Here is a 22,401-nt window from a genome sequence, read left to right as displayed (position 1 = left end):
GAGGCCAAGGGGCTTAGTTCAGCGCCGTACTCGGCGTCCGATCGCCGCGCGCGCCGAAAGGGTTTGTCACCGGCTCCGACGTCGGCGAAGATCACCGCATGACGGCCAGAAAGGGCCATGCCGGCTAGGCGCCCCACTCCGCTCTCCACAGCTCGCGCGCCACCGGTCGCCGCTCATCGCAACGCCCGCTGTCCGCAACCCCCGCCCAGGAGAGCCCGTCCGTGCAGAGAACCGCCCTCGTCCCCTACGCCCGTCTGCCCCGCGAGCACCATGACCGTCACGTGCCGGCCAGTACCGTCGACGCCTTCGGCGCCGCCCACTGGCTGCTCACCGAACGGGCTCCGGAGCCCGTCGGCGACGTCCAACCCTTCGACGCGCTGGTCGTCTCCGTCCACCCCCACGGCGACGTCGAACTCACCGAGCTGAGCGCCGTACGGGCCCGGTGGCCGCGCCTGGACCGGCTGCCCGACGGCGGGTTCGTCGTAGCCGCCGCCCGCGCCCGCCGGTACGAGGACGCGGACCAGGTCCAGGTCTTCGACGCGTTCGGCGGCGAGACCACGTCCTTCTCCATCGGTGACGCCGTCGAGCACATGCTCGTGGACGAGACCGGCCACATCTGGGCCGGGCATTTCGACGAGAACCCGGCGGGAATCCGCCGCTGGAGCGCCAGGGGCCAACTCCGCTGGATGTCCGATCACGCGGGCGATGCCGGATGGATCATGGACTGCTACGCCCTGAACGTGTCCGGCACCGGCGCCTGGGCCTGCCCGTACACCGACTTCCCGCTCCTGGAGATCCGTCCCGACCGGCCCGACCGGCCGATGAAGGTACGGACGAACACCGTGCGGGGCGCCAAGGCGGTGGCCGTCCACGGCGGGCGGGTCGCCTTCTACGGCGGCTACGGCGAAGACCGGGACCGACTCGCCTACGGAGAGCTCACCGAGACCTCGGTCGATCCGACGGAGGTCGGCCTGCTCACCCTGCCCGACGGCACCGCCCCCGGCCGCAGGCGGGTCGTCGGCAGGGGAAGCCGAATCTACGTCCAGTCCGAACCGTTCACCGCATGGGACGTGTTCGACCTCAACGGGTGACACCTCGGAGAGGCTGCACAGCGTACGAGCGGCCCGTCCGACGTCGGCGCCCGGTCCGCTCCGGTCCGGCTGTGGGTCGAAGCGGGACCACCTGACCGGGTCCCCGCACGTCGCGTGCAAGGCCGAGTTGCTGGACCTGCTGCGATGCATCTGCAGGACCGACCAGTGGCACTCCGCCGCGGCGGGCGCGGGAGAGCAAGCACGGCGCGGGCTACCGGCAGCAACCCGGCTGAGAGGCAGCCGCAAGGACAGCCGTACACGCAGGCCGGTCGGTCATCGAGGGTGTCGCCTCCTCCGTGCGGCCGGAGGAGGCGATGCCTGCTCGGAAGTTGCTGCAGGTGATGGACGACACCCTGCCTGGCCGCTCGACGGGCAGTGCCGCTACGCCTCCGTCCGCGAGATGACCGTGGAGACGAGCGGGCCCGGCGGGCCGGGCAACGGTCGTTGAGGGTGTTGCGTCTGCAGGGGTGTGAGCCGGTCCTGCGTAGAGCTGGATCTGTCGAGGGGGGTTCTGTGGAAAGGGACGTGGAGCGGGAGCGCAAGGCGGATGCGGCGCCGAACGTGTACGAGCGGGTCCTCGCGGAGGACCGGAGGGTGATGCGTCAGATGCTGCGTACCAGCCGCGGCGGGGCGCACTTCGGCTTGGTGCTGACGGCCTTGACCCTCGGCGCGTTCGGGTACTTCGAGGGCCCGAGGTGGCCGTTGATCATCGGCGGCGTGTTCGCGGTCTGGTTCGTGCTGGCTCTCGCCGTCGTCCGCGGCCGCGGCGGGCGGGGCTGGAAGGCGATCGAGCGTGCATACATCGCGACCTTCGGCTGGGCCGAGTGGCTCTGACCTGACCGATGGCGGGGCCTGGAGACCTCGGGGCACGCGGCCCTACCCCCCCCCCCCGGCGGTGGTGGTGGTGGAAGCGTAGGTGTGGTCCTCGCCGCTACGTCAGCCTGCAGCGCGGTAGAACTTCGATCCCACCACACCGCCGTACCGGTCGATCTCGTACGGCGCCGCGCCGGCAGAGGTTTGTCGATCCTGCCCCGTCATGCCGTCCAGGACGATCGGTTCGTCGCCCACCTCCCCGTACACGGCACCGTGCCAAAATCCTTTCACCTTCGGCACCTTCCTTCCGGAACCGTCGGGCAACGCCCACCGCTTCTGAAGCGACGCGGCGTCGAACACCGTGATCCCGCGGTCGGCTGTCGCGTACCCGTATCGGGAGCACAGGACCAGGGACTGTGCGTCGTGGCGGCACCGCCAGCCGCTCCCGTCGAGCGCGGCCCGCTGCTCACCGGTGACGGCATCCACGACGAGGGTCTTGTCCTTGAGGGTCGCGCTCAGCAGCCGGGGCGCGGCGGCGGCCGCCTGCCGCGCCTCCGCCATGGTCCACCGTTGTTCGCCCGTGGCCGCGGCAAGCCCCAGCAGCCTGCCCGCGCCGAATCCCGTCCGCTCGCCACCGGCAACGACGCCGTCGGTCAGGGTCACCGCACGGAAGTCGGGCTTGTGCCAGCGGACCGTGCCCGCGGAGGGTTCCACGGCGTACGTGGTGTCGGCCGCGGTGACGAGCGCCGTGCCGGCGTCCACTCCGACGACCTGCGGTGCGAGGATCTCGTCGGCCCCGATGGCTGTGGCGGCGAGCCCGCGGGAGCTGGGAGCAGCCGCGATCTCGGCCGCCCATGCCGTCTTGCCGGTGGCCGTCTCGACGGCCAACACCTCGATCACGGCGCGGTCCGGCGCCGTACCCTCACCCTTCACGTCCCTGTTCCAGGCGGCGTAGACGGTCTTGCCGTCGGTCGAGACGAGCGGAGCGGCACGGTCGCTTCCGAACCCGCCCTTCGCCGCGGCGTGCTGCGTGTTCACCTCCCACCGCGGTGCACCGGTCCCGGTGTCGATCGCCTCCAGCCCCTCCTCGGCGGTGATGTAGGCGACCCCGTCGGCGAGCGTGACCGCGGGCCGTGCCGCTCCCCCGCTCGTCGTACTCGGCTGACGGGCACTCGGTAATTCGACCGCAGACCCGTCGAACCGCACGGGCGGGTCGAACGCCGGACGGCTCGGCTCCTTGGTGGTCGCACGGGACGGTTCCGCGGACCGGCCGGACGGCTTCGCCTCCGATGAGCCGCCGTCTCCACAGGCGACCAACGCGGCTGTCGCCAGCGTCACTCCCGCCGCAGCAGCGGCCCATTGCCGTGTCCTACCTGTCCGTCCCATCGCTCCCCCTGCTCGCGACCTTCATGATCACAACGACCATAGCGGTCGCGCTCCTTGGGGACCGGCGAGTTCTTTTGCCACCCAACGGCAAACGTGCACCCGGAAGCACGACACGACGGCTACCCGCTGGGCATGTGGCTGTTCGGCCGACTGCCCGGGCAGCGCCGACAGCCCTGGCGGATTCCGGTCCGGGTGCGGATCGCCCGCCAGGGTTGACGGGGCCACGGTCTCCGACGTCCGGAAGTCCGGCGTCGGAGGCCGTGGGGCGCCTCGGCCGAAGGTGCGGCGCTGCGAGCCCGGCGGTCCGGGGAGTTGCTCAGCTTTCCGCGACGGTGATCGCCGAGACCGGGCAGGCCCGGGCGGCCTCCCGTGCGAGGGGGCTGCCGTGGCCGTCCTCGCGGCCCGGGAGCACCTCGCTGAGCCCGTCGTCGTCCTGGGTGAACACCTGGGGCGCGGTCAGCGCGCACTGGCCGGCGCCGATGCAGACGTCCTGGTCGACCGAGATCCGCATGCCGCTCACCAGGCCACGGGGAGTTCGAGCATGCCCTGGATGGTGTCCCCGGGCTTGAAGGGGATCTCGTCCGGATCGGCCGCCAGGCGCAGGCCGGGCAGCCGCCGGAAGAGGGTGCCCAGGGCGATCTCCATCTCGGCGCGGGCCAGGTTCTGGCCCAGGCACTGGTGGATGCCGAAGCCGAAGGCCAGGTGGTGGCGGGTGGGCCGGTTCCAGTCGAGTGAGTCCGGCTCCTCGAAGACCGTCTCGTCGCGGTTGATGACGGAGGTGGAGAAGACCACCCCCTCGTCCGGGCGGATGGTCGCACCGCCGACCTCGATCTCCTCGGTGGCCACCCGCAGCATGCCGTCGGCGATCGAGAGGAACCGCATCAGCTCCTCCACCGCCCCCGGCATCAGCGAGGGATCGTCGCGGAGTTCGGAGAGCTGCTCGGGGTGGCGCAGCAGTGTGTAGGTGCCGAGGGAGATCATGTTCGCCGTGGTCTCGTGGCCCGCGATCAGCAGGATCACCGCCAGGTCGACCAGTTCCTCCACGGTGGTCTCGCCGCTGACCAGCCGGGTGGCGATCAGTTCGTCCAGCAGCCCGTCGCCCGGATCGGTGCGCTTCCGCCGGATCAGGCTCTCCAGGTACGTGTCCAGCCGGCGGCGGGCGTCCTCGACATCGGCGGGCTCGGGGCCGCGCAGCAGTCGCCGCGACTGCCCCTCGAAGAACTCGTGGTCCGCGTACGGGACTCCCAGCAGGGAGCAGATCACCATGGACGGGACGGGCAGGGCGAAGGAACTGACGAGTTCGGTTCGCGTGCCGCGCGCCACCATCGTGTCGATCAGCCGGTCCACGGTCTCCTGGATCTGTGGCCGCATGGCGGCCGTCCGCTTGACCGAGAAGCTCGGGATCAGCATCCGGCGCTGCCGGTTGTGCTCGGGGTCGTCGACCCCGAGCAGGGCGGCGCGCCGGCTCTGGATGCCCTTGAAGCGGCGGGTGGGGGCGGGGAAGGCCTCCTTGGTGCGGTCGCTGGACAGCCGCGCGTCGGCGAGCAGGGCGCGCGCCTCGGCGTGGCCGGTGACCACCCATACGGAGCGGCCGTCGAAGAGGCTGACCCGCGAGAGGGGCCGGCTCTCCCGCAGCGGCTCGTACGCGGTGGGTGGGTGGTAGGGGCAGGTGCGGTCCTGGGGGAAGGCGACGGCATCCGGCAGGGCATGGGACATGGCCTCGGTCATGGAAAACAACACCTCGCAAGCGATGGTTCCGTTCACGCCGGACTCCATTACATGCCTAAGGCACCTATCTCATCCATGCCAGTTTCGGCCAGTCCGCCCGGGTTCACCCGGGCGCGCGTTCCCGGGCCCCCGAGGGGGGCGAGCCGGCCCGTCCTGGACGTCGTACGGGGCGGGTGGCGACGCCCTGCCCCTCGGCCCGAATCAAGCCGAATCGAGCCGAACCAAGGGGTCAGCCGATGCGGACGGTGATCTCGGGGAGGGGTATGTCGGAAAGGTTCAACTGAAGCCCGGCCAGGGTCAGGTGGGTCTGCGAGTCGGTCAAGGTGGAGGTGGTGGACGGTGCCAGAGTCTTCCCGCGCGTGCTCACCAGCAGGTACCAGCCCCCGCGCTTGTAGCTGCGGGAGGCGTCGGGGCGGTCGCCGTTCGGGTTCGACGTCCAACCCTGGCGCTCCAGGTCGGCGCAGATCGCGTTCATCTCCGCCTGTGCGGCGGTCTTCTCGCGGACGGCCGTCCAGCCCGTCATGTTCGAGCGGGCGTCGGCCGCGGCGGTCGGGCTGCCCTGCGCCGGGTCGAGACCCGCCGCGCCGACAGCGGTCCGGATCGCCTCGTCCACGGCGTCCCGTGTGAGGGGTGGTGACGTGGACTCCGGTGTGGGCTCCGTGGACGGGGACGGCATGGGCGCGGGCGCGCCCAGGTGGATGCGCCCGTCCTCGTCCACCTGGATGCGATCCGGTAGGGCCACGGCGGCCAGACTCACGATCAAAGTCGTGGCCAGTCCGATCCACACCCTCTTCAACAGCGCGTTCAATGCGAAACCCCCCGAGTGATCATTCCGAGGGAGTCTCACACATACCGCTCAGGGATGCCGTCCAGTTGTTCCCGTCGGGCGCGCAGGCCCGCGAAAGCCATGGAGCCACGCGAAGCGCGGCGAAGCCTCGCGAAGCGCGGCGATCGTCCGCCCGACGACCCGCGACGAGTTTCGAGTCCGGACCCGCGTGGAAGGCCGTGGCGGGCGATCACGGAGCTGATGCCGGTCGTCGCCCGGACCGGTTTGTCAGCCGCGCGGCCCTCGGGTCTCCTCCTCGCGGCGGAAGGCTTCGTCGCACGCCTCGGTGGAGTGCCTGGCGACCAGGGTGGCGGTGTTCAGGAGGCCTCCGTTGTGCAGCTCCAGCCGCCAGGAACCGCTGATCATGGCCACTTTCGGGACGGGACGACGGTTGCGGGCCATGACCTGCCAGCCGTGTTCCTTCAAGGCAGTCTCCAGGGCGGCCAGCTGGGCTTCGTCAGCGGGGCCGTCGCCGAACCAGCCCGCGATGCAGTCGGCCGTTCCGCCCTCGTCCGACGGTTCGACGAGGCCTTGTGCGAGCCCGGCCGCCGCTGCGGCGGCGGCGAGTTCCGCCGAGACCACAACCTGCGAGGGGTCGCCCGCGGCGCGCGGCGCAGACTTCGACGCCGCTGGTTCCCGGACCCAGCCGTCGGCGGCGGGGTACTCCTCGGGCGGGGCCGCCATCACTGCCATCCCGCCGGCGACGGCAGCGCTCGCGACGACCGCAACCACAGCCCACCTCGCGCTGCGACCCCAGCCCACGCTTCCGCCCATGTGTCCTCCAGCTCGTGCACCATGCCGGAGCGGTGTCTTCCGGCGCAGGCACCAGGCTAGATGCGGCGCGTGGACGGCCCCCGACCGAGGTACGCGAGGGCTCTGTGCGGCGGCTGCCACACCGAAGTGCGGCCTCCCCTGCTCTGTTCACGTTCGGCGCGAGCGGCTCGGCATCCGTGCCGAGAGACGCTCCGTCATGGCTGGGCATCGAAGGGAGCGAGGGAAGGGGGTGGCGGGGCAAGCACGGCGCGCAGGCGGGCGAGTGTGGCCCGCCGCCGCTTCCGGTCGTCCTGGGCGACCCAGTTCGAACCCGTCCCCTCCTCGTCGTCGGCGATGTGGGCGAGGGCCTCGTCAGCGAGCGCCCGAAGGTCGGCAGGGAGTACCGGCATCGGTGTTTCCGGGCCGTAGGGCGTGTCGACGGGGGCGCCCCCCGGACACTGCGCCGCGATCAGCGCGGCGGCGGCCACCGCCTCGTCCGCTTCCGTGAGCCGGCCCGTAGCCTCGACCGTTCGGATGAGAACGCCTCGGATCAGGGATTCGCCTGCGGCTTCCACGCGTTGGTGGGGCTCTCGCCCCACATCATGGCCGGGCCGCCCGGCGCCGCACATGGTCTTCCCCAACCCGTGACGCCGCCCTAACGTCGTGTCATGGACAGCGTGCGGATCGACCGTTCCCACCCCGACGTGGTCGACGTGATGCTTCGCGAGGAAGTCGGGCCGCTCGTGTTCGCCGCCAGGCGTTGGCCCGGGGAGGTGGTCGGGTCGCTCGCAGCCGGCGCGCTCTACGGCACCCCGGTCTATGTGGTCATGGCGATGGTCCTCGAGCAGCGGCCCGGTCGGATCTGGGCCGCGGTCGGGATCGCCGCCGCGGTGGGACTCGTCGTCAACACGTTCGTGATCCTGTACGGGGCCTTTCGGAGCGTGACCCGGTTGCGGTTCTCGCCCGCGGCCGCCCCGACCACCATGACCCTCGTCCGGGGCCCCCGCACGGACCGGCCGAGGCCGCTCACGGACGTACAGCAGATCTGGATCGACCACTCCGTCGTCGAGTCGTACAAGAGGGACCGGAAACCGGTGTCCGCCAAGATCACCCTGTACGTGCGCCTGAAGAACGGCCGCACGATCCGGCCCATGCCGATCCTCCCGCGGACGACCGACACCGCGCCCCTCTACCAGCAACTGCAACAGACACTCGCCCCCACCTCCGTTCAGGTCGATCTGGTAGTCCAACACCGCGTGCAGTCCCCTCCGTGGATGGCCATAGGCCACGGCGGCTCGACCGGCGGCGGAGGCTGACAAGAAGCCCGCGGCTCAGCCCCCAACACCTGGGCACGCGTGCGGTGGTCGGCATTCACCAGGCCCACGCCGGACACCCGGCACCGGCAGCACACGGCACGCGGCACCGGCCGTGGTCGTGGTCGTGGTCGTGGTCGATGACCTGTCAGTTGCGAACTTGTTGCCGGAGTTGTGGGCTCCGCCACAGCCATCGCTCCCACAACCCTGCTGAAGTCGGGCGATGGCCTTCTTCCTCCTGCTTCTCGTTCCGGCCGGTCTGATCCTCCCGTTCGTCTTCGCGGGACGGGCCCTCGGTGTCCTGGCCCGGGCCGGCGGCCTGCGGCAGGCCGACAGCCACGCCTGGCTGCGCACCGCGGGCTTCGTCCAGGCGGCGATCGCGTTCGGCGTGTACACCTGGGGGCTGCTGCACGTCACCGGCGCGGTCATGTCGGCCGAGGACGGTGGGACGGACTCGGTCCCCATCCGGCCGTGCCGTACCCAGGGCTGGGAGAATCGGGCGGAATCGATCTCCGGCTACCGGGTGGAGTACGTGCCGTTGCGGTTCGTGTGCGAGGCCGACGACATCGACGACTACCCCGTCTCCGTCCCCGGCTTCGTCAACCCGGTCTTCTTCTTCCTCGGACTCGGGGCCGCCGTCTGCTTCACCGTCGCAGCCCTGGATTCCGACGACAGCCGCGAGCAGGACGACACCCGGACCTAGGCCGTCTCTTTCGGATCTTGCCGGGCCCGGCCCGCCCGGCACGGCACCTCGCCGCGTTGTCGGGGCACTCGAGTACGTCCAGTACACGAGCGCCCCTGCGCCTTGCGATGCACCGCACCGGACGACCCGGGCTCACCCGCCAAGATCCGAAAGAGACGGCCTAGTACTCCAGCCGTGGATCGTGATCTCGGTGGTGAGGGGCGCCGAGGCGGCAGGTGGCCCACGTCGATCATCTCGCCCGAGATCGCCTACCCGAGTTCACCGAGACGGAGGGCATCCCTCATCTCGCTGAGCTTCGCGGTCGTGGCCGGGGTCCGCTCCTGCGCTTGTTCAGCGAGTCGGAGGGCGTCGTCGATCTCGCTGAGCTTCACGGAGGACAGGACGGCCGCCCGCTCTATCAGGTCGTCCCGGGACACAGTGGTCAGCCACGTGCACGGGGTGAAGCCCGGACGCGGGAACGCGAGCCGCAGCACGCCTTCGAACGGCAGTCCTTCACCGGCGCCGACCGTCACTTCGATGCCCAGACCGCTGATGTCGACGTCGGCCGGAGCGACGACCTGCATCACCCGGATCCCGGACGTGCCGTCTCCCGACAGCAGTACGACCAACCTCCGCTCGTCGAACTGGACCCACCAGACTTCGCCACGTTGCACAAGTCCTCCAGACGCTGCGCGACCCTGACGTGCTGCGAAGACGGTGGGGCCACCGTTGATCATCGGTGTGTGAAGACTGGAGATCACGCGGTGGCCGCAGGTCACAGCGTAGACCCTGCCCGTCGGCAGGGGGCGTTCGAGGGCCTGACAGCCCGGTCGCGGGCCGGTTCGCACGGGTCGAACCCCGATGTCGGGGCGGGCGGTTGGTGCTCGGACTGCTGTCGGACCTGCCGCGCAGAAGCTGCTGGACCATCGCAGAGTGGGCCGGAGAGAGCACCCCGGACGGCATGCAGCACCTGCTCGGGCGGGCCAAGTGCGTGACCACCAGGCGGTTCTGGTGGTCGACGAGACCGGCGACATGAAGAAGGGCACCGACACCGTCGGTGCCCAGCGCCAGTACACCGGCACCGCGGGCAGGATCGAGAACGCGCAGGTCGCCGTCCATCTCGTCCACGCCGGCCGCCGCGGACACGCCGCAGTGGACCGGGAACTGTACGTTCCGCGTTCCTGACCTCGGACCCCGACCGCTGCCGGGCCGCCGGACTCGGTGACAAGGACCTGGCGTTCGGCGCGGCCGGGCATCGGCCGTTCCGTGAACGCCGACTCCCTGGCCGTGTGGCGCGAGCCCACGACCGTGGTGGTACCGGCCGTCGTCGGACTCACGGTCCCGTTCGGCTTACAGGTCCGAGAACGGCCGCCTCGGCGCTGCGGGGCTCGGCTGTCGGCCGTAGGTCAAGAACCGGCGGCATGCGCGCGTCGCCTCAGGATCCGCCGGTGTACGGGCGGTGTCAGGACGGCGCCCAGGATGAACCCGAGCACGACGCTCTGGCTCGCGAACGCGATGACCCCGATAACCGCGCACAGAACGATGCCGGTCGCGATCAGACCCGCGACCTTGACATACGGGGCCCGCTGATTCAGCTGGCCCACGGTCGAGAGAGTCGTGAGATAGACGGTGGAGCCGAAAGCGGCCGATGCCAGAACGGTCAGAGCATTCATTCCGCAACCTTTCAGAATCGGCTGCCGATGGGAAAGTTCATTTCCCCTGATCGGCAAGGTGTCGTGTCCGGCGGAGCAGACTCAACAGTAACGATCCCCGCTAAACCATCAACGGATTTGAGTACTTACTGAGGTTCCCCTGCTCGACCACCCGCCGGGCGAGCGCGAAATGTTGGCGATTTCAAGCCGCGGCGGCGCAATGAATACCATTGCCTGGCCGATCTGCCCTACGAGTTCACGGTGCAGCCACTACAGAATCCCGCCGCTTAGGACGTGTAACCTCTACCGCAAGGACGGCAGCACAGACGCCCGCCGCCAACCGGACGGCCGGGCGAGCCCATTTGCCGCCTGTCCAAGTTCGTTGACGACCTTTCACCCCGGTGCCTACCCTGCCCCCCGTTCCGGGCCTCTCCCCTACTCGCTCATGGCGTCGTACTCAGGGGCGACCGAGTAGCAGCGCCCATACGTCGGGCACGCGGTCAGGCCTACGGTGAGCGCGTGAAGATCATGAGCACCATGAGCACCGACCAGCTGTCCTGCGATCTCGACCTCGCGCCGCGCGGCTCCGAGACGGGCATGGCAGCCCTGGCGCTGGGATCCGGCGCGTTCCTGGCTCTCGGCACCCTGCCGGTGCTGCCTCTCCTCGTCCTCCTCGCCCTGCCCCTCGGCATCGCCGCGATCACTTCAGGTGTCCGCGCGCTGCGCCGCGGCGTCGCGGCGACATCCGCGCGGTTCGCCTCCGTCACCGGCATCGCGCTCGGCTCCCTGGGGGTGCTGGGCTGGGTGGGCCTGATGGCCCTGTGGTACCTGACGGAGCAAGCCGTCAGCCGCTGATCGAACCCTGATCAGCGGGTACCGGGTGCCCTTCCATCCGGCCGGGGCTCTCGTCGCGCTCGTTGCGCTCGTTGCGCTGAACGGATGCAGTCGTCGGACGGCGGGGCACCCGCGGGGATCACGGCGGGCTCATCGCGCGTTGAACGGTACGAGGGTGCGACGCAGGCCGGCGTACGGTACCGGTGGCCCATGTGATGAGGAGGATCCGATGCACGCCGCCGAGGGGAATCGGCAGGAGCTGGACTCGGTCAGTGTCCTGAACGCGAAGAGGACGCTGCTGCAGCTGCTCGGCCGGGCGGGGGTCTTCGCCGACGACGCGGAGGGCCTGATCGCCCTGGTCGAGGCCGGCGCCCTGGCCGGCGCGTGCGAGGAGCTCGGCACGCTGGGCGGGTCCGTGCCTGGAGACAAGGGCGAGCCGTACGAGTCGGGCCGGCTGGACGGTGCCCGTGCCGTCACCGACGAGCTCGGCAAGATCGCCGAACGGGCGCTGCGGCAGGCCGTCGACCCCGACGGGCCCGGCGCCGCTTCGGCCGCCCGGTCGCCGGTCGGGCGGATCGAGGTGGAGCAGGCGAAGGCCGCCGTCACCCCGCTCCACCTCTCCTTCACCGCCGTCTCCGACCTCGACCCCGAGGTCACCGAGGAGGTACTGCGTGCCGTCCTCGGCACGATGCCCCCCTGGCAGAGGGCCCGGTACGCCGGCCGGCTGGCGGACTTCGCCGCAGCGCACCGGGCTCGTCTGGAGCGTTTGTACGTGGAGTACGGGCCCGGCAGTGCCACCGCCGTCCACAGCCGCTACTCCCTGCTGCACTCGGCCACCGGCATCGCCGTGTTGGAACGGCTCGCCACCCGGCCGGCCGCGCTGCGGGAGGAGTGGGAGGCCGCCGAGCTGCCACCCGCCTGGCTGGACGGTCCGATGCGGGCCTGGGACGCGGTGGGCTGAAGCCGTGGCGCCCACCGCGGTGCCTGCAAGGGGGGCCGGCCGGGGCTATCCGGCCGCGCGCAGTCGGGTCGCGGCCGTCTCCGCCTCCCGTACGACGCGCTCCGTGTCGACGCCGACGAGCCGGCCGCCGAACTTCAGCGGGCGCCCGTCCACGAACACGGCCTCGACGTTCTCGGGCCGCCCGTTGAAGACGGTCTGGCCGACCCAGTCGAAGCGCGGCGCGAAGTTCAGGGCGGCCGGGTCGACGACCACGACGTCGGCGCGTTTCCCTGGGGTCAGGGAGCCCGTCCGGTCGCCGATCCCCAAGGCTTCGGCGCCGCCGAGGGTGGCCATCCGTAGGACGTCGTGGACCTGCGGGAAGATCGCGGCCTGCGTCGCCCGGGCGCGTTGCAGGCCGATGGCCGTCTTCATCAGCGCGTGGAAGTCCGAGCTGTCGTTGGTGCCGCCGTCCAGGCCGAGGCCGACCTTGACGCCCCGCCGCCCGAATTCCCCCAGCCGCATGATGCCGGAGGCCAGCCGCATGTTGCTGAGCGGGCAGTGGGCCGCACGCACGTCGTGCGCGGCGACGGCGGCGATCTCGTCGTCGGTCAGGTGGATCGCGTGGTTGATCAGGAGCTGTGGCCCGAGGGCGCCGATGTCGGTGAGGACGCCGATGGGGTCGTCGGCGCGCTGCTCGGGGCGTTCGAGGACGTGGGAGTTGAGCATGACCCCGAGGTCCTGGGCGGCTTCCCAGTGGGCGTGGTTGAGGTGTTGGACGGCTCGCGCCGCGTGGGTGGCGACCTGGAAGCCGGCGAGCGGAACGGGATCGACGAGTTCCTTCTTCACCTTGGCGACCAGCGCCGGGTCGGCCTCGGAGGGGAACATCGCGTAGGTGAACCGCACTCCGGTCGCGGCCAGGGCCCGTACGTAGCTCTCGATGAGGTCGTAGGAGAAGATGTCCACCCAGTCCACGAGGGTGGTCACCCCCGACTGGACGGCGTCGAGGGCGGCGAGGCGTACGAAGCTGTGCAGGGCTTCGGGGGTGAGCCGGCCGCGCTGGGGGTCGGTACATCGGGTGAACCAGCCGAACAGGTCCCCGTCGGTACAGCCCCCACGGATCAGGGCCTGCCAGAGGTGGGTGTGGGTGTCGACGAACCCCGGCATGACCAGCTTGCCGGAAGCGTCGACGATCCGGGTACCGGGCGGGGGCCGCAGGCTCGTGCCGACGGCGGCGATGGTGCCGCCCCGCATCAGGACGTCTGCGTTGTCGAGGGCGCCGAGGGGGCCGCTGCCGAGGGCCGGGTCCATGGTGAGGACGAGGGAGGCGCCGCGCAGCAGGATCGACGGGCCGACCGGGACGGGTGGGCGTTCGGGGCGGTGGGTGATGCCGAGGACGAGCGGGGTGGCGGCGGCCAGACCGAGGCCGGTGAGGATGTCGCGGCGGCTGTGGGGCGGCCGGACCGGCGAAGGTGTGGGGGTCGACTGCATGGCGTAGTACCTCCCGAGGGCTCAGAACGGAAGGCCCGCCCTGGCGAGCCCGGGTGAGGGGGCGTCGGACGGGGCGGGAGAACACACGCAGCATTCCCGGCGAACTGTCATTCGATAGGCGTTTCGCGGAAAACTTTTTCCGTTCCGGTGGCCCATCGGCCATCCCTCGTCCATCCGGCGGGCGTCGTACCGCCCGTCCGCACGCCCGCTCGCCCGCACGCCCGGGCCGGCGCGGGAGGGGCTCCCGGCCCCGCGGGAACGGGCCGCGTCCTCAGCCGGCGCTCCTGGCGATGTGCGCGGACCCGACCGTCGGACGTGCATCCATCGGCGGCTCCCACGGGGAAGAGATACGTCTGCGGTACATCGATGCGGCCTCACGGGGCCGGTTAGGGGTCGGCTGTGGCGATCACCGTCCGGAGGGACATCCTCGTCGGGCTTCCTCTCGAAGATCTGGTCGCCTACCTGGAGGACTTCTCCCGAACCGAGGAGTGGGACCCGGGCACGGTCCGGTGCGTGCGGGTCGGTGGAGGGCCGGTACAGGTGGGAACCGTGTGGCGGAACACTTCGCGCTTCCGTGGCCGGACCAGCGATCTGCTCTACCGGCTCGTCTCCGAGGAACCGGATCGACTGTTGTTCGTCGGTGAGAACAAGACCGTCACGGCCACCGACGACCTGAGCTTCCGGGCCCGCTCGGCCACGACCACACTCCTGACGTACACGGCGTCCTTGCGGTTCAAGGGGTGGGCTCGCCTGGCGACGCCTTTCCTGCGCTCCGAATTCGAGAGGTTGGCCGACGCCGTGGCCGACCGGTTGCCTTCCGCGGCCACCGCCTACCGCCGTTAGCGCGGCTGCCGGCGTGCCTGCCCCGATCCGCCGTGGCCGGACCGGACGAGGAAGACCTCGTCGGTGAAGCACCAGGCCCAGTCCTCGTCGGACGCCAGGGAGAGGACGACGGGGTGTCCGCTGCGCACATGGTGGTCGTGGGCGTGCCGGCCCCGCGAGCTGTCACAGCATCCGACGTGGCCACACGTCACGCACCGGCGCAGCCGCACCCAGCTCCAGCCGCGCGACCGACAGTCCGCGCAGCCGACCGGCGGAGCCGGGGCCGGCAGCGGCGGTTCGCAAGCCGGCAGGAGCTCGATGTGCGCGCAGGTCCGGCCCTGCGGTCGACCACCGTCAGGCCCGACCCGCCAACCGAGACCATCTGCCATCGCCACCACTCCTCACCCTCGCCCTCACCCGAACACCCTCACTCGCGCCGGCCCGTGCCCGGCGCAGCCTCGGACACGGAGGCTCTCGTACTCCGTTTCCTCTCGACCCAGGTGCACGGATGCGTCCGGAGCCGGGGAATCCGACGACCTCGGATCCCGGATCCCGGACCTCGGCGGGTGCGGTATCGGCGTCCTCGACGAGGGCGGACCGCGCACCGCGCCGTCTGTCGCGGTCGGCGGTCCGTCGCTCGGGCTCAGTTGTCGACGAAGGTGAGGCTGGTCGCGTCGTAGCGGGTGCCCGCGACCTGCTCGGGCGGGGCGGCGGCCTCGATGGCGGCGAGGTCGTCGGCGGTCAGCTCGACGGCCAGGGCCGCGAGGTTCTCCTCCAGGTAGCGCTGTCGGCGGGTGCCGGGGATCGGCACCACGTCGTCGCCCCGGTGCTGCACCCAGGCCAGGGCGAGCTGGCCGGCGGTGACTCCCTTCGCCTCGGCGAGCTCGTTGAGCTTCTCGACGATCACCAGGTTCCGCTCGAGGTTGCCGTCGGCGAAACGCGGCTGAGTGCGCCGCACGTCGTTGTCGGCCAGTCCTTCGACCGTGCTGTACCGGCCGGTCAGGAAGCCGCGCCCGAGCGGGGAGAACGGGACCAGCCCGATGCCCAGTTCGCGGCAGACCGGTCCGATCTCCGCTTCGAGGTCGCGGGTCCACAGCGACCACTCGCTCTGCAGCGCGGCGATCGGGTGCACCGCGTGCGCCCGTCGGATGGTTCGTTCGCCGGCCTCGGACAGCCCGAGGTGGCGGACCTTGCCGGCCTGCACGAGTTCGGCCATCGCGCCGACGGTCTCCTCGATCGGCACCTGCGGATCGACCCGGTGTTGGTAGTAGAGGTCGATGTGGTCGACCCCGAGCCGACGCAGCGACGCGTCGCACGCCTGCCGCACGTACGCCGCGTCGCCGCGGACACGGGTGGGTTCACCCAGGCGGTTGGCGAAGCCGAACTTCGTGGCCAGCACCACCTCGTCGCGGCGCCCGGAGACGGCCCGCCCCAACAGTTCCTCGTTGTGACCGGCACCGTAGAAGTCGGCGGTGTCCAGCAGGGTCACCCCCAGGTCGAGAGCATGCCGCACGGTGGCGAGGGACTGCTCGTCGTCCGTGGCGCCGTAGCCGTGGCTCATGCCCATGCATCCCAGGCCCTGCGCGGAGACCGCCAGACTGCCCAGGTGCCGGGTGGGAACGTCGGTCATGCTGCTGCCTCCTGAGCTCGGGATCATTGCTCAGGACGCTAGGTGTTGAAGCGCACTCCAAGTCAACCCCGGGCCACCACCCCGGTCACGCACGCGTCGTCGGTACCGCGGCCCTCGCCGCTCGGTGCCGTGGCCCCCGTCGCTCGGCGGCGCGACCGCAGCGCGAAGACGCCGGACACCGCGCCGAGGAGCGCCAGCCCACCGCCGGCGGGCACCGCCGACCGCAGGCCGACGACCAGCGGGTCGTCCTCGTCGATGAGCGCGCCCTTCACCGCCGACAGGGGCACGGTGCCGCCCTCCGACTCCTGGAACTGGTAGCGGGAGTCGTCGGAGTTGCCGCGGGTGTCGCCCAACAGGAACAGCCGACCCTCGGGCACCGTGACGTCGAACGCGCCGGGCGAGCCCACCACCGGGTCGCCGTTCAGGACGTACGGCTCGTCGAGCGGCCTCCCGTTCAAGGTCAGCGTCCGGTCCCCGGGGGTGTAGGCGATACGGTCGCCGCCCACCGCGACCACGCGTTCCACGGCCAGGTTCCGTTCACCCCAGGCTGCGGCGTCGAAAAGCACCACGTCGCCTCGGTCCACGCCGGTGACCAACAGGTTGAAGACCATCGACCCGCCTGCCGGAAGGGAGGGCCTCATGTGGCTCGACGGCATGACCCGGGTCGGCATGAAGAAGTACCCGCCGAGACCGCCGACACAGGTCAGCACCCCGCCCAGCACCAGCAGCGCCACCGCTGCCACTCCGAGCCGGCGTCCCGGCCCCCGACCCGACGTTCCCACGATCACGCCCTGCTCTCTTCGCTCCGATGTACGCCCGCACTGTACGGACGTACGGCGTACGGAACGCCGACCGGGGTCCCGTAGCGGGCGAACCCCCGTCGGGCGCGTGCACGAGTTCGGCGCCGTCGGTCGGCCGTGTGCGACCGGTCGCTCCGCGTCGCGCCCGGTGGCCGGAATCGGATCCGTACGGTCGAACGGGCCGGTCACCCGATCGCGAGTTCCGCCGTTCCCGGACCCCCGTGACCGGGATCCTCGCAGGGCGGCGCGTGACCGGCGTCGCCGGGGTACGCGCTGAGCGGGGGATGCGATGACGCAGGACGCGGGACGTTCTGGGGGGCCTGTGGGGCCGGAGGGGCCGGAGGGGCGGGCGGTGCTGCTGGTCGCCGGGCTGGCCGATCTGGCGGTGACCACGCTGGGTTCGGCGCTGGGTGTGGTGAGCGGTCTGCTGCGCAGGTCGGACGCGGCGGAGCTGGCCTCGGAGGCCGAGCAGGACCTGATGGCGCGCGGGCGCCTGGCCCTCGACCGGTACGCGGCCGTGCCTCCGGCCCATCTGGAGCTCCTGGCACGACATGTGACGGCCCGTGAGAACGATGGCGTCTGAGGGGTGGGCGCAGGCCGCCTTCAAGAGCCGTGTCGACGAGGTGCTGCACCGGTTCGTGGCGCGGGAGGCCGACGCGTTCGCGGCGGTCGATCCCGTCCTGGAGCCGGTGGCCGAGCAGTTGGAGGCCGCCGTCGCGGACGGCAAACGGCTGCGGGCGGCGTTCTGTTACTGGGGTTGGCGGGCGGTGGGGCAGCCCGACAGTGACGCCCTGCTGCGGGCGGCGACCTCCCTGGAGTTGGTGCACGCCGCCGCCGTCGTCCACGACGACCTGATCGACGACAGTCCGCTCAGGCACGGCCGGCCCACCGCGCACGTCGCCCTGCGGGCCGCGGTCGGCGACCGGTCGGACGTCGACGACTCGGCGAGGTCGCTGGCGATGCTCGTCGGGGACCTGTTGATGGCGCTGGCCGGCCAGTTGTTCGCCACGTGCGGACTGCCCGCCGCCTACCTGGCCCGGGCGCGCCCGCTGTGGGCGGTGATGGCACGTGAACTGATCGCCGGTGAGTGCCTGGAGATCCTGCGTACCGGAGCCGGGCCCGACACCACGGCGGCGCTGAAGGTGGTCCGCTACAAGACCGCCAAGTACACGGTCGAGCATCCCCTGCTCATCGGTGGCGCCTTGGCCGGTGCCGGGGCGCGGACGTGTGAGGGTTACTCGGCGTACGGGCTTCCGCTGGGCGAGGCGTTCCAGCTGCGGGACGACCTGATCGGCCTGTTCGGCCATCCCGGGCAGACCGGCAAGGCCAACGCCGACGACGTGCACGGCCACCGGCCCACGGCCCTGCTGGCGGAGACCTGGCGCCTTGCCGATGACGGGGAACGCGCGCTGCTGCGAAGCCTGTTGGGGCGGCGTGACCTGGATGCGGAGGGCTTGGACGCGGTGCGCGACACGATGCGCCGCCTCAAGGCTCCCGACCGGGTGGAGGACATGATCTGCGCGCGGGTCGGGGAAGCGCTGGCCGCCCTGGACGAGTTGCCCGTACCCGAGGACGCGGCGACCGCCCTGACCGCCTTGGCGCACGCGGCGTCGGCCCGCCGCTCCTGACTCCTGACCGGCGCACGCCCGTCCGCACCCTCCTGCCCCTCCCCCCACCTGCCCCCTGCCCTCTCCTCCCCTTCCCGCCTCTCCGTCCGCACGACAAGGAGCCCCGTCATGATCCACACCGAGGCATCGATGGACGCCCTGCGGCAGACCGGTGACCGGCTCGCCGATGCCACCGTCGCCACGCTCTTCGAACGCGGGGAAGTGGGCAAGTTCAACACCTTGATGCGCTACGTCTCCACCGCCGGGGCGCCGCTGCCCGACGGGCTGCCGGATGTCGCCCGCGAGTACCTCGAAGCGACGAGCGTCCCGCCCTCCTGGGTGGACTGGGGCGAGATGGAGAAGGCTCGGCTGTTCTTCATCGACAACAACGTGCACATCTCCACCGCCCTGTCCTTCGCCTCCATGCCCGCCTGCTACCTCGTGCCGCACGTGGCGAAGCTGCTGTCCACCACCCACGGGCTGGCGTACCCGTCGAAACGGATGGCGGAGACCGGCCAGTTCACCGTCCACCTGATGCGGCCCGACGCGTTCGAGGCCGGCAGCCGTTTCATCCCCGCGGCCCAGAAGGTCCGGCTGCTGCACGCGTCGATCCGCCACCATCTCGTACGCGAGGACCGGTGGGACATCGCGGCGCTCGGGACGCCGATCTGCCAGGAGGACATGATCGGCGGGCAGATGTTCTTCTCGCTGCTCGTCCTCGACAGCCTGCACCGGCTGAACATCCACATGTCGACGGAGGGCGCGGAGGCCTACTACTACGCGTGGCGGGTGGTCGGGGCCATGCTCGGTGTCGACCAGGAAGCCGTCCCCGCGACCCTCGACGAGGCACGGGGCTTCCTCGACCGGTACATGATCCGACACATGGGGCCGTCCGAGGAGGGCGCGCACCTGACCCGTCAGCTCATCGACCTCTACGAGGAGATCGTGCCCGGCACCTTCTTCGACCCCGTGGTCTCCGCGCTCATCCGCCACCTCGTGGGCGACACCTGCGCCGACTGGCTGCGGGTGCCCCGCACCGCCTGGGACACGGTGGTGAAGGCCGCGCCGCACCTTCTCGGCGTCCTGGAGACCATCGAGGACCGCTCCCCGCTCGGCGCGTGGGCCCTGGACCGCCTCGGGCAGCTCACCACCGTGCTGGAGCTGTCCTCCCTCACGCGGGGCCGTGTCATGCACTACGCCATCCCCGAGCAGCTGAAGAAGGAGTACGGGGTCTCCGGCGCGGTACCCCGCACCCGCCGCTGGAGCCCACCGGCCCCCTCGATCTCATGAGAGCGGCCGCCGCGGCTCGCTCCCGGGTGCCGGCCTCGGAACACACCTAGCCGCGTTCCCAGTAGAAGCAGGAGTGTGGGGCGCCGTCGCGGCGTCGCGCCTTCGCGCCGTCGAATGCGGTCGCAGGTTTTTCGGGCCTCGCGTGCCAGGATGCCCGGGACACGACCGCCGGGACGTCGACAGGCAGGACCGAGCCATGATCAGCGGTGCACACGTCATTCTCCACAGCCGGAACGCAGAGGCGGACCGTGCCTTCCTCCGTGACGTCCTCGACTTTCCCGGGGTCGACGCGGGTGGTGGCCGGCTGATCTTCAAGCTGCCCCCGGCCGAGGTGGCCGTGCACCCGACCGACGGACCGCCCCGGCACGAGCTGTTCCTGATGTGCGACGACCTCGACTCCCAACTCGCCGAGTTCCGTGCCCGGGGCGTCGAGACCACCCGCCCGATCAGCGAACAACGCTGGGGCAAACTGACTGCCATCCGGCTTCCCAGCGGCGCCGAACTCCCGCTGTACGAACCTCTGCACCCCACCGCCCACAGTCTGTGACACCACGGCAGTCGGCCCGGCCTGACGATCCCGGCGGCAGCGGAGCGTCGCCGGATCCGCCCCAGCCACGTGAGCGGAACGGGTTACGGAAGGCGTGGCGCGGGCCAGGTCGGCTCCCACCGCCAGACGGCCCAACGGTTTCCGGCCGCGAACGGGCCGGACCGGTCGGCGAGCATGCCGAACACCTGGGCCCGGGCGGCGTCGACAGCCTGGTGCTCGGCATCGGAGACGATCCCGAGACGGCGCACGTGCGCGTACTCGTCTTCGTCCTTCCACTCCCAGCGGGTGAGGTCGGGGTCGATGAGCAGGTCGACGGTGAGGTCGAAGGTGTCGAACCCGGCCTCGGTGCGGCGGGTGGGGTGCTCGAAGTTGACGTACCAGTTCCGCAGTCGGCGCCCGTCGCCGTCGGGGACGTAGAAGGCGTTGATGCTGAACCAGGCCTCCGGGAGCTTCCACAGCAGCAGGTCGGTCTCCTGCCACACCCCGGTCACGAGATCCCACCGGCCGCTCGCCAGCGCCTCGAACGCCTCCGTTCGCAACGCACGGTCCGCGTCGTCGCGGGCCTTGGCATACAGGGCGGGCCGGCGGGCCTCCGCTCCGGGCGCGCAGGCGGTCACCAGTGCCTCGTCGGTGTCGGCGACGACCCGCAGCGCCTGCTCGCTCCACACCCGACCCGTACGGTGCACGTCGCGCCGAACAACCGTCCGGCCCGTCCCGAAACGGTGCACGGCATCCTCCTGATCGACCAGGGCCCGGGTATCCGGCCGGGCCGGACTCCGAAAACGCATGGCTGGTGCACCACGACTGTGCGATTCTGGTGCGGACATGAACCGAGCCGGAAGGGATCTCCCCATGGGCCAGGACCAGCTTCCCCCGCACCCCGACACGGAGCGCTACTCCGTGACCATCTGCCCGCCCGCCGTCACGATCGTCTCCGACCTCGTCGCCGCCGGCGGCGTCAGCAAGTCGGACGTCATCAACCGGGCCATCCTCCTGCTCGGCTTCGTCGAGCAGGAGCGCGCCAAGGGGCACGATCTGATGATCCGCGACACCGAAGGCGCGCTCGAACGCATCCACATCATCTGAAGGAAGTCAGGCCACCGTCGGGTCCCTGGGAATCGCGTGCACCTCGACGGGGTCGTTGCCGGGCTTCCCGCCCGGGCCGGGGCACGCCGACGCCCGTGCGGCGATCTCCAGCGCCCGGTCCTCGCTCGTGACGTCGACCAGCCAGTAGCCCGCCAGGATGTGTCCCGGCTGCGCCGGCCCGTCGCTCACCCGCGGCCGTCCGTCGCTCGCGGCCCGCACCGTCTTGACCTGTGCGGGTCCTCCGAGGCCCTGCCCGTCCACCCATTCCCCGGCGGCCGTGAGCTCCGCGTTCAGGGCGTTCATGTGGGCGAACATGGCCCGCATGTCGTCCTCGGAGTAGGACGACATGACGGCGTCCCACTGGTCGGCCGGCACGTTCATCTGGATCATGTACTTCATGGTCTTCACCCTTCCGGGGCGGCTACGAGGATTCTCGGCCCTACGGGAAGGTAGACCTCGACCGACCGCGAAACTCATCGGCGCCCGCCCTCCCCCGCGAACTCCGCCGGTCCGGCCTATCTCCGCCTGGGCCTGCCGGGCGACGCCGGCTCGGAGCGTCCGCTGCGGCTCAGTCGACCGTGACGGTGTAGGTGATGCGCTCGGGCGCCCGGGAGGGGGTGGTCGCCCCGGCGGTCGGGGTGGTGGAGGGCCCGGTCGTCTCAGGGGGCCGGGTGGCGGTGTTGCCCTGGCACGTGGTGAAAGTGCAGTGCAACAGCGTGAACCGAGTGGTCCCCGTGCCCTTGGCCTCGAAGGTGAAGGTGAGCCGGCCACCGCCACCGGGCACCGCCTCGGCGCCGGAGTCCGGCGCATACACCTGACCGCGACTGACCACCACGGAGCCGTCGGGCTCGGGGGCGACGAGGTACCAGTACTCGCGGGTGGAGTCGTTCCGGTCGACGGTGAGCGTGAAACGCTCGCCCGGCTCCGCGGTGATGTCGGTGTCCTTCACCGCGCGGCTCGTGGAAGCGCCGGCCGGTTCGTCGCCGCCGGAGCCACAGGCCGTGGCGAGAGCGAGCAGCGCGGCCGCCGCGATCGCCGTGCCGCCCTTGCCGCCGCGGAAGGCGCACGCCGTGCGCAGGGAGGAGATCACTGTTGCAAGCCTTGCCCATGGAG

General features: G+C 71.2%; 28 protein-coding genes and 1 pseudogene. 14 read left to right on the top strand and 15 right to left on the bottom strand.

Annotation, left to right across the window (positions count from 1 at the left end; translation table 11 throughout):
- The first annotated feature begins 221 nt into the window (after window positions 1–221).
- Window positions 222–1,091 carry a hypothetical protein gene (locus OG624_RS36625; RefSeq protein WP_371589370.1) on the top strand — a complete coding sequence of 290 codons (870 nt, stop codon included), beginning with the start codon at window positions 222–224 and terminating at the stop codon, window positions 1,089–1,091.
- Between the two features lie 513 nt (window positions 1,092–1,604).
- Window positions 1,605–1,925: a hypothetical protein gene (locus tag OG624_RS36620; RefSeq protein WP_326749767.1), complete on the top strand. Its 321-nt coding sequence runs from the start codon at window positions 1,605–1,607 to the stop codon at window positions 1,923–1,925.
- Between the two features lie 102 nt (window positions 1,926–2,027).
- Here OG624_RS36620 and OG624_RS36615 read toward each other — a convergent pair whose 3' ends face one another.
- A complete protein-coding gene (locus OG624_RS36615) occupies window positions 2,028–3,110 on the bottom strand; it encodes an outer membrane protein assembly factor BamB family protein (protein ID WP_371640412.1) in 1,083 nt (360 codons plus the stop codon).
- Window positions 3,111–3,383: 273 nt separating this feature from the next.
- On the opposite strand from OG624_RS36615, the gene OG624_RS36610 reads away from it, so the two are divergent.
- On the top strand, window positions 3,384–3,506 hold the full coding sequence (locus tag OG624_RS36610) for a hypothetical protein (RefSeq protein ID WP_272921621.1): 123 nt from the start codon (window positions 3,384–3,386) through the stop codon (window positions 3,504–3,506).
- A 100-nt stretch (window positions 3,507–3,606) separates the two neighbouring features.
- On the opposite strand, the gene OG624_RS36605 is transcribed toward OG624_RS36610, so the two are convergent.
- From OG624_RS36605 to OG624_RS36585, 5 genes are all read right to left on the bottom strand, one after another.
- Complete coding sequence (locus OG624_RS36605; RefSeq protein ID WP_033215998.1) at window positions 3,607–3,801, bottom strand: ferredoxin; 195 nt, start codon at window positions 3,799–3,801, stop codon at window positions 3,607–3,609.
- A 5-nt stretch (window positions 3,802–3,806) separates the two neighbouring features.
- Window positions 3,807–5,018, bottom strand: a complete 1,212-nt coding sequence (locus OG624_RS36600) for a cytochrome P450 (RefSeq protein ID WP_237545473.1) — start codon at window positions 5,016–5,018, stop codon at window positions 3,807–3,809.
- A gap of 229 nt (window positions 5,019–5,247) precedes the next feature.
- On the bottom strand, window positions 5,248–5,775 hold the full coding sequence (locus tag OG624_RS36595) for a hypothetical protein (protein WP_158711749.1): 528 nt from the start codon (window positions 5,773–5,775) through the stop codon (window positions 5,248–5,250).
- Window positions 5,776–6,072: 297 nt separating this feature from the next.
- The gene (locus OG624_RS36590) at window positions 6,073–6,576 is read right to left on the bottom strand and encodes a hypothetical protein (RefSeq protein ID WP_371589366.1); all 504 of its coding nucleotides are present in this window, start codon (window positions 6,574–6,576) and stop codon (window positions 6,073–6,075) included.
- Between the two features lie 236 nt (window positions 6,577–6,812).
- Window positions 6,813–7,226: a DUF4259 domain-containing protein gene (locus OG624_RS36585; protein ID WP_371640411.1), complete on the bottom strand. Its 414-nt coding sequence runs from the start codon at window positions 7,224–7,226 to the stop codon at window positions 6,813–6,815.
- A gap of 39 nt (window positions 7,227–7,265) precedes the next feature.
- Between OG624_RS36585 and OG624_RS36580 the strand changes: the two genes are divergently transcribed.
- On the top strand, window positions 7,266–7,913 hold the full coding sequence (locus OG624_RS36580) for a hypothetical protein (protein WP_371640410.1): 648 nt from the start codon (window positions 7,266–7,268) through the stop codon (window positions 7,911–7,913).
- Between the two features lie 220 nt (window positions 7,914–8,133).
- The gene (locus OG624_RS36575; RefSeq protein WP_326749762.1) at window positions 8,134–8,613 is read left to right on the top strand and encodes a hypothetical protein; all 480 of its coding nucleotides are present in this window, start codon (window positions 8,134–8,136) and stop codon (window positions 8,611–8,613) included.
- Window positions 8,614–8,861: 248 nt separating this feature from the next.
- On the opposite strand, the gene OG624_RS36570 is transcribed toward OG624_RS36575, so the two are convergent.
- Window positions 8,862–9,266 carry a type II toxin-antitoxin system PemK/MazF family toxin gene (locus OG624_RS36570; RefSeq protein ID WP_371640909.1) on the bottom strand — a complete coding sequence of 135 codons (405 nt, stop codon included), beginning with the start codon at window positions 9,264–9,266 and terminating at the stop codon, window positions 8,862–8,864.
- Between the two features lie 203 nt (window positions 9,267–9,469).
- Here OG624_RS36570 and OG624_RS36565 point away from each other — a divergent pair.
- A pseudogene (locus tag OG624_RS36565) lies at window positions 9,470–9,818 on the top strand (transposase); the annotation flags it as partial.
- A 180-nt stretch (window positions 9,819–9,998) separates the two neighbouring features.
- Here the strand turns inward: OG624_RS36565 and OG624_RS36560 are convergent.
- On the bottom strand, window positions 9,999–10,265 hold the full coding sequence (locus OG624_RS36560) for a hypothetical protein (protein ID WP_371589363.1): 267 nt from the start codon (window positions 10,263–10,265) through the stop codon (window positions 9,999–10,001).
- 498 nt (window positions 10,266–10,763) lie between these two features.
- Between OG624_RS36560 and OG624_RS36555 the strand changes: the two genes are divergently transcribed.
- On the top strand, window positions 10,764–11,099 hold the full coding sequence (locus OG624_RS36555) for a hypothetical protein (RefSeq protein ID WP_371589362.1): 336 nt from the start codon (window positions 10,764–10,766) through the stop codon (window positions 11,097–11,099).
- 208 nt (window positions 11,100–11,307) lie between these two features.
- Window positions 11,308–12,039 carry a hypothetical protein gene (locus OG624_RS36550; protein ID WP_371640409.1) on the top strand — a complete coding sequence of 244 codons (732 nt, stop codon included), beginning with the start codon at window positions 11,308–11,310 and terminating at the stop codon, window positions 12,037–12,039.
- Between the two features lie 45 nt (window positions 12,040–12,084).
- Here the strand turns inward: OG624_RS36550 and OG624_RS36545 are convergent, their stop codons facing one another.
- Window positions 12,085–13,506 carry an amidohydrolase family protein gene (locus OG624_RS36545; protein WP_371640408.1) on the bottom strand — a complete coding sequence of 474 codons (1,422 nt, stop codon included), beginning with the start codon at window positions 13,504–13,506 and terminating at the stop codon, window positions 12,085–12,087.
- 399 nt (window positions 13,507–13,905) lie between these two features.
- Between OG624_RS36545 and OG624_RS36540 the strand changes: the two genes are divergently transcribed.
- Window positions 13,906–14,349, top strand: a complete 444-nt coding sequence (locus tag OG624_RS36540; protein ID WP_244290670.1) for an SRPBCC family protein — start codon at window positions 13,906–13,908, stop codon at window positions 14,347–14,349.
- Here OG624_RS36540 and OG624_RS36535 read toward each other — a convergent pair.
- The 3 genes from OG624_RS36535 to lepB form a co-directional block, all read right to left on the bottom strand.
- Window positions 14,346–14,717, bottom strand: coding sequence for a UBP-type zinc finger domain-containing protein (locus OG624_RS36535; RefSeq protein ID WP_371594140.1), 372 nt, complete (start codon window positions 14,715–14,717; stop codon window positions 14,346–14,348). The two genes, OG624_RS36540 and OG624_RS36535, sit on opposite strands and share 4 nt — an antisense overlap.
- A gap of 254 nt (window positions 14,718–14,971) precedes the next feature.
- Complete coding sequence (locus OG624_RS36530; RefSeq protein WP_033215978.1) at window positions 14,972–15,958, bottom strand: aldo/keto reductase; 987 nt, start codon at window positions 15,956–15,958, stop codon at window positions 14,972–14,974.
- A 62-nt stretch (window positions 15,959–16,020) separates the two neighbouring features.
- Window positions 16,021–16,746 (bottom strand): signal peptidase I, encoded by a 726-nt coding sequence (lepB, locus tag OG624_RS36525; protein ID WP_371640407.1) that lies wholly within the window; start codon window positions 16,744–16,746, stop codon window positions 16,021–16,023.
- A 301-nt stretch (window positions 16,747–17,047) separates the two neighbouring features.
- Here lepB and OG624_RS36520 point away from each other — a divergent pair, with 301 nt between their 5' ends.
- From OG624_RS36520 to OG624_RS36505, 4 genes are all read left to right on the top strand, one after another.
- Entirely contained in the window at window positions 17,048–17,341 is a 294-nt protein-coding gene (locus OG624_RS36520) for a polyprenyl synthetase (RefSeq protein ID WP_371589358.1), read from the top strand.
- The gene (locus OG624_RS36515) at window positions 17,331–18,386 is read left to right on the top strand and encodes a polyprenyl synthetase family protein (RefSeq protein WP_161291170.1); all 1,056 of its coding nucleotides are present in this window, start codon (window positions 17,331–17,333) and stop codon (window positions 18,384–18,386) included. The genes OG624_RS36520 and OG624_RS36515 overlap by 11 nt, the downstream gene beginning before the upstream one ends.
- A 108-nt stretch (window positions 18,387–18,494) precedes the next feature.
- Window positions 18,495–19,655, top strand: a complete 1,161-nt coding sequence (locus tag OG624_RS36510) for an oxygenase MpaB family protein (RefSeq protein ID WP_371589357.1) — start codon at window positions 18,495–18,497, stop codon at window positions 19,653–19,655.
- 196 nt (window positions 19,656–19,851) lie between these two features.
- Complete coding sequence (locus OG624_RS36505; protein WP_266354400.1) at window positions 19,852–20,202, top strand: VOC family protein; 351 nt, start codon at window positions 19,852–19,854, stop codon at window positions 20,200–20,202.
- Between the two features lie 83 nt (window positions 20,203–20,285).
- On the opposite strand, the gene OG624_RS36500 is transcribed toward OG624_RS36505, so the two are convergent.
- The gene (locus OG624_RS36500; RefSeq protein WP_371640406.1) at window positions 20,286–20,930 is read right to left on the bottom strand and encodes a DUF402 domain-containing protein; all 645 of its coding nucleotides are present in this window, start codon (window positions 20,928–20,930) and stop codon (window positions 20,286–20,288) included.
- 124 nt (window positions 20,931–21,054) lie between these two features.
- On the opposite strand from OG624_RS36500, the gene OG624_RS36495 reads away from it, so the two are divergent.
- A complete protein-coding gene (locus OG624_RS36495) occupies window positions 21,055–21,288 on the top strand; it encodes a hypothetical protein (protein WP_033215969.1) in 234 nt (77 codons plus the stop codon).
- 6 nt (window positions 21,289–21,294) lie between these two features.
- On the opposite strand, the gene OG624_RS36490 is transcribed toward OG624_RS36495, so the two are convergent.
- Both OG624_RS36490 and OG624_RS36485 read right to left on the bottom strand, forming a co-directional pair.
- Window positions 21,295–21,687, bottom strand: coding sequence for a YciI family protein (locus OG624_RS36490; RefSeq protein WP_371640405.1), 393 nt, complete (start codon window positions 21,685–21,687; stop codon window positions 21,295–21,297).
- A gap of 169 nt (window positions 21,688–21,856) precedes the next feature.
- Window positions 21,857–22,378: a protease inhibitor I42 family protein gene (locus tag OG624_RS36485; RefSeq protein WP_371640404.1), complete on the bottom strand. Its 522-nt coding sequence runs from the start codon at window positions 22,376–22,378 to the stop codon at window positions 21,857–21,859.
- Window positions 22,379–22,401: the final 23 nt, after the last annotated feature.

The organism is Streptomyces virginiae (assembly GCF_041432505.1).
GTDB lineage: Bacteria > Actinomycetota > Actinomycetes > Streptomycetales > Streptomycetaceae > Streptomyces > Streptomyces virginiae_A.
The sequence above is the reverse complement of the archived record's forward strand: the minus strand, read 5'-3'. Positions and strand labels throughout refer to the sequence as shown.

Bases quoted from the DNA above. Each gene is read 5' to 3' on its own strand.
- OG624_RS36605 (WP_033215998.1), bottom strand. From the start codon at position 3,801: ATGCGGATCTCGGTCGACCAGGACGTCTGCATCGGCGCCGGCCAGTGC.
- OG624_RS36600 (WP_237545473.1), bottom strand. From the start codon at position 5,018: ATGACCGAGGCCATGTCCCATGCCCTGCCGGATGCCGTCGCCTTCCCC.
- OG624_RS36585 (WP_371640411.1), bottom strand. From the start codon at position 7,226: ATGTGCGGCGCCGGGCGGCCCGGCCATGATGTGGGGCGAGAGCCCCAC.
- OG624_RS36580 (WP_371640410.1), top strand. From the start codon at position 7,266: ATGGACAGCGTGCGGATCGACCGTTCCCACCCCGACGTGGTCGACGTG.
- OG624_RS36575 (WP_326749762.1), top strand. From the start codon at position 8,134: ATGGCCTTCTTCCTCCTGCTTCTCGTTCCGGCCGGTCTGATCCTCCCG.
- OG624_RS36560 (WP_371589363.1), bottom strand. From the start codon at position 10,265: ATGAATGCTCTGACCGTTCTGGCATCGGCCGCTTTCGGCTCCACCGTC.
- OG624_RS36550 (WP_371640409.1), top strand. From the start codon at position 11,308: ATGCACGCCGCCGAGGGGAATCGGCAGGAGCTGGACTCGGTCAGTGTC.
- OG624_RS36545 (WP_371640408.1), bottom strand. From the start codon at position 13,506: ATGCAGTCGACCCCCACACCTTCGCCGGTCCGGCCGCCCCACAGCCGC.
- OG624_RS36535 (WP_371594140.1), bottom strand. From the start codon at position 14,717: ATGGCAGATGGTCTCGGTTGGCGGGTCGGGCCTGACGGTGGTCGACCG.
- OG624_RS36530 (WP_033215978.1), bottom strand. From the start codon at position 15,958: ATGACCGACGTTCCCACCCGGCACCTGGGCAGTCTGGCGGTCTCCGCG.
- OG624_RS36520 (WP_371589358.1), top strand. From the start codon at position 17,048: ATGACGCAGGACGCGGGACGTTCTGGGGGGCCTGTGGGGCCGGAGGGG.
- OG624_RS36515 (WP_161291170.1), top strand. From the start codon at position 17,331: ATGGCGTCTGAGGGGTGGGCGCAGGCCGCCTTCAAGAGCCGTGTCGAC.
- OG624_RS36510 (WP_371589357.1), top strand. From the start codon at position 18,495: ATGATCCACACCGAGGCATCGATGGACGCCCTGCGGCAGACCGGTGAC.
- OG624_RS36505 (WP_266354400.1), top strand. From the start codon at position 19,852: ATGATCAGCGGTGCACACGTCATTCTCCACAGCCGGAACGCAGAGGCG.
- OG624_RS36495 (WP_033215969.1), top strand. From the start codon at position 21,055: ATGGGCCAGGACCAGCTTCCCCCGCACCCCGACACGGAGCGCTACTCC.
- OG624_RS36490 (WP_371640405.1), bottom strand. From the start codon at position 21,687: ATGAAGTACATGATCCAGATGAACGTGCCGGCCGACCAGTGGGACGCC.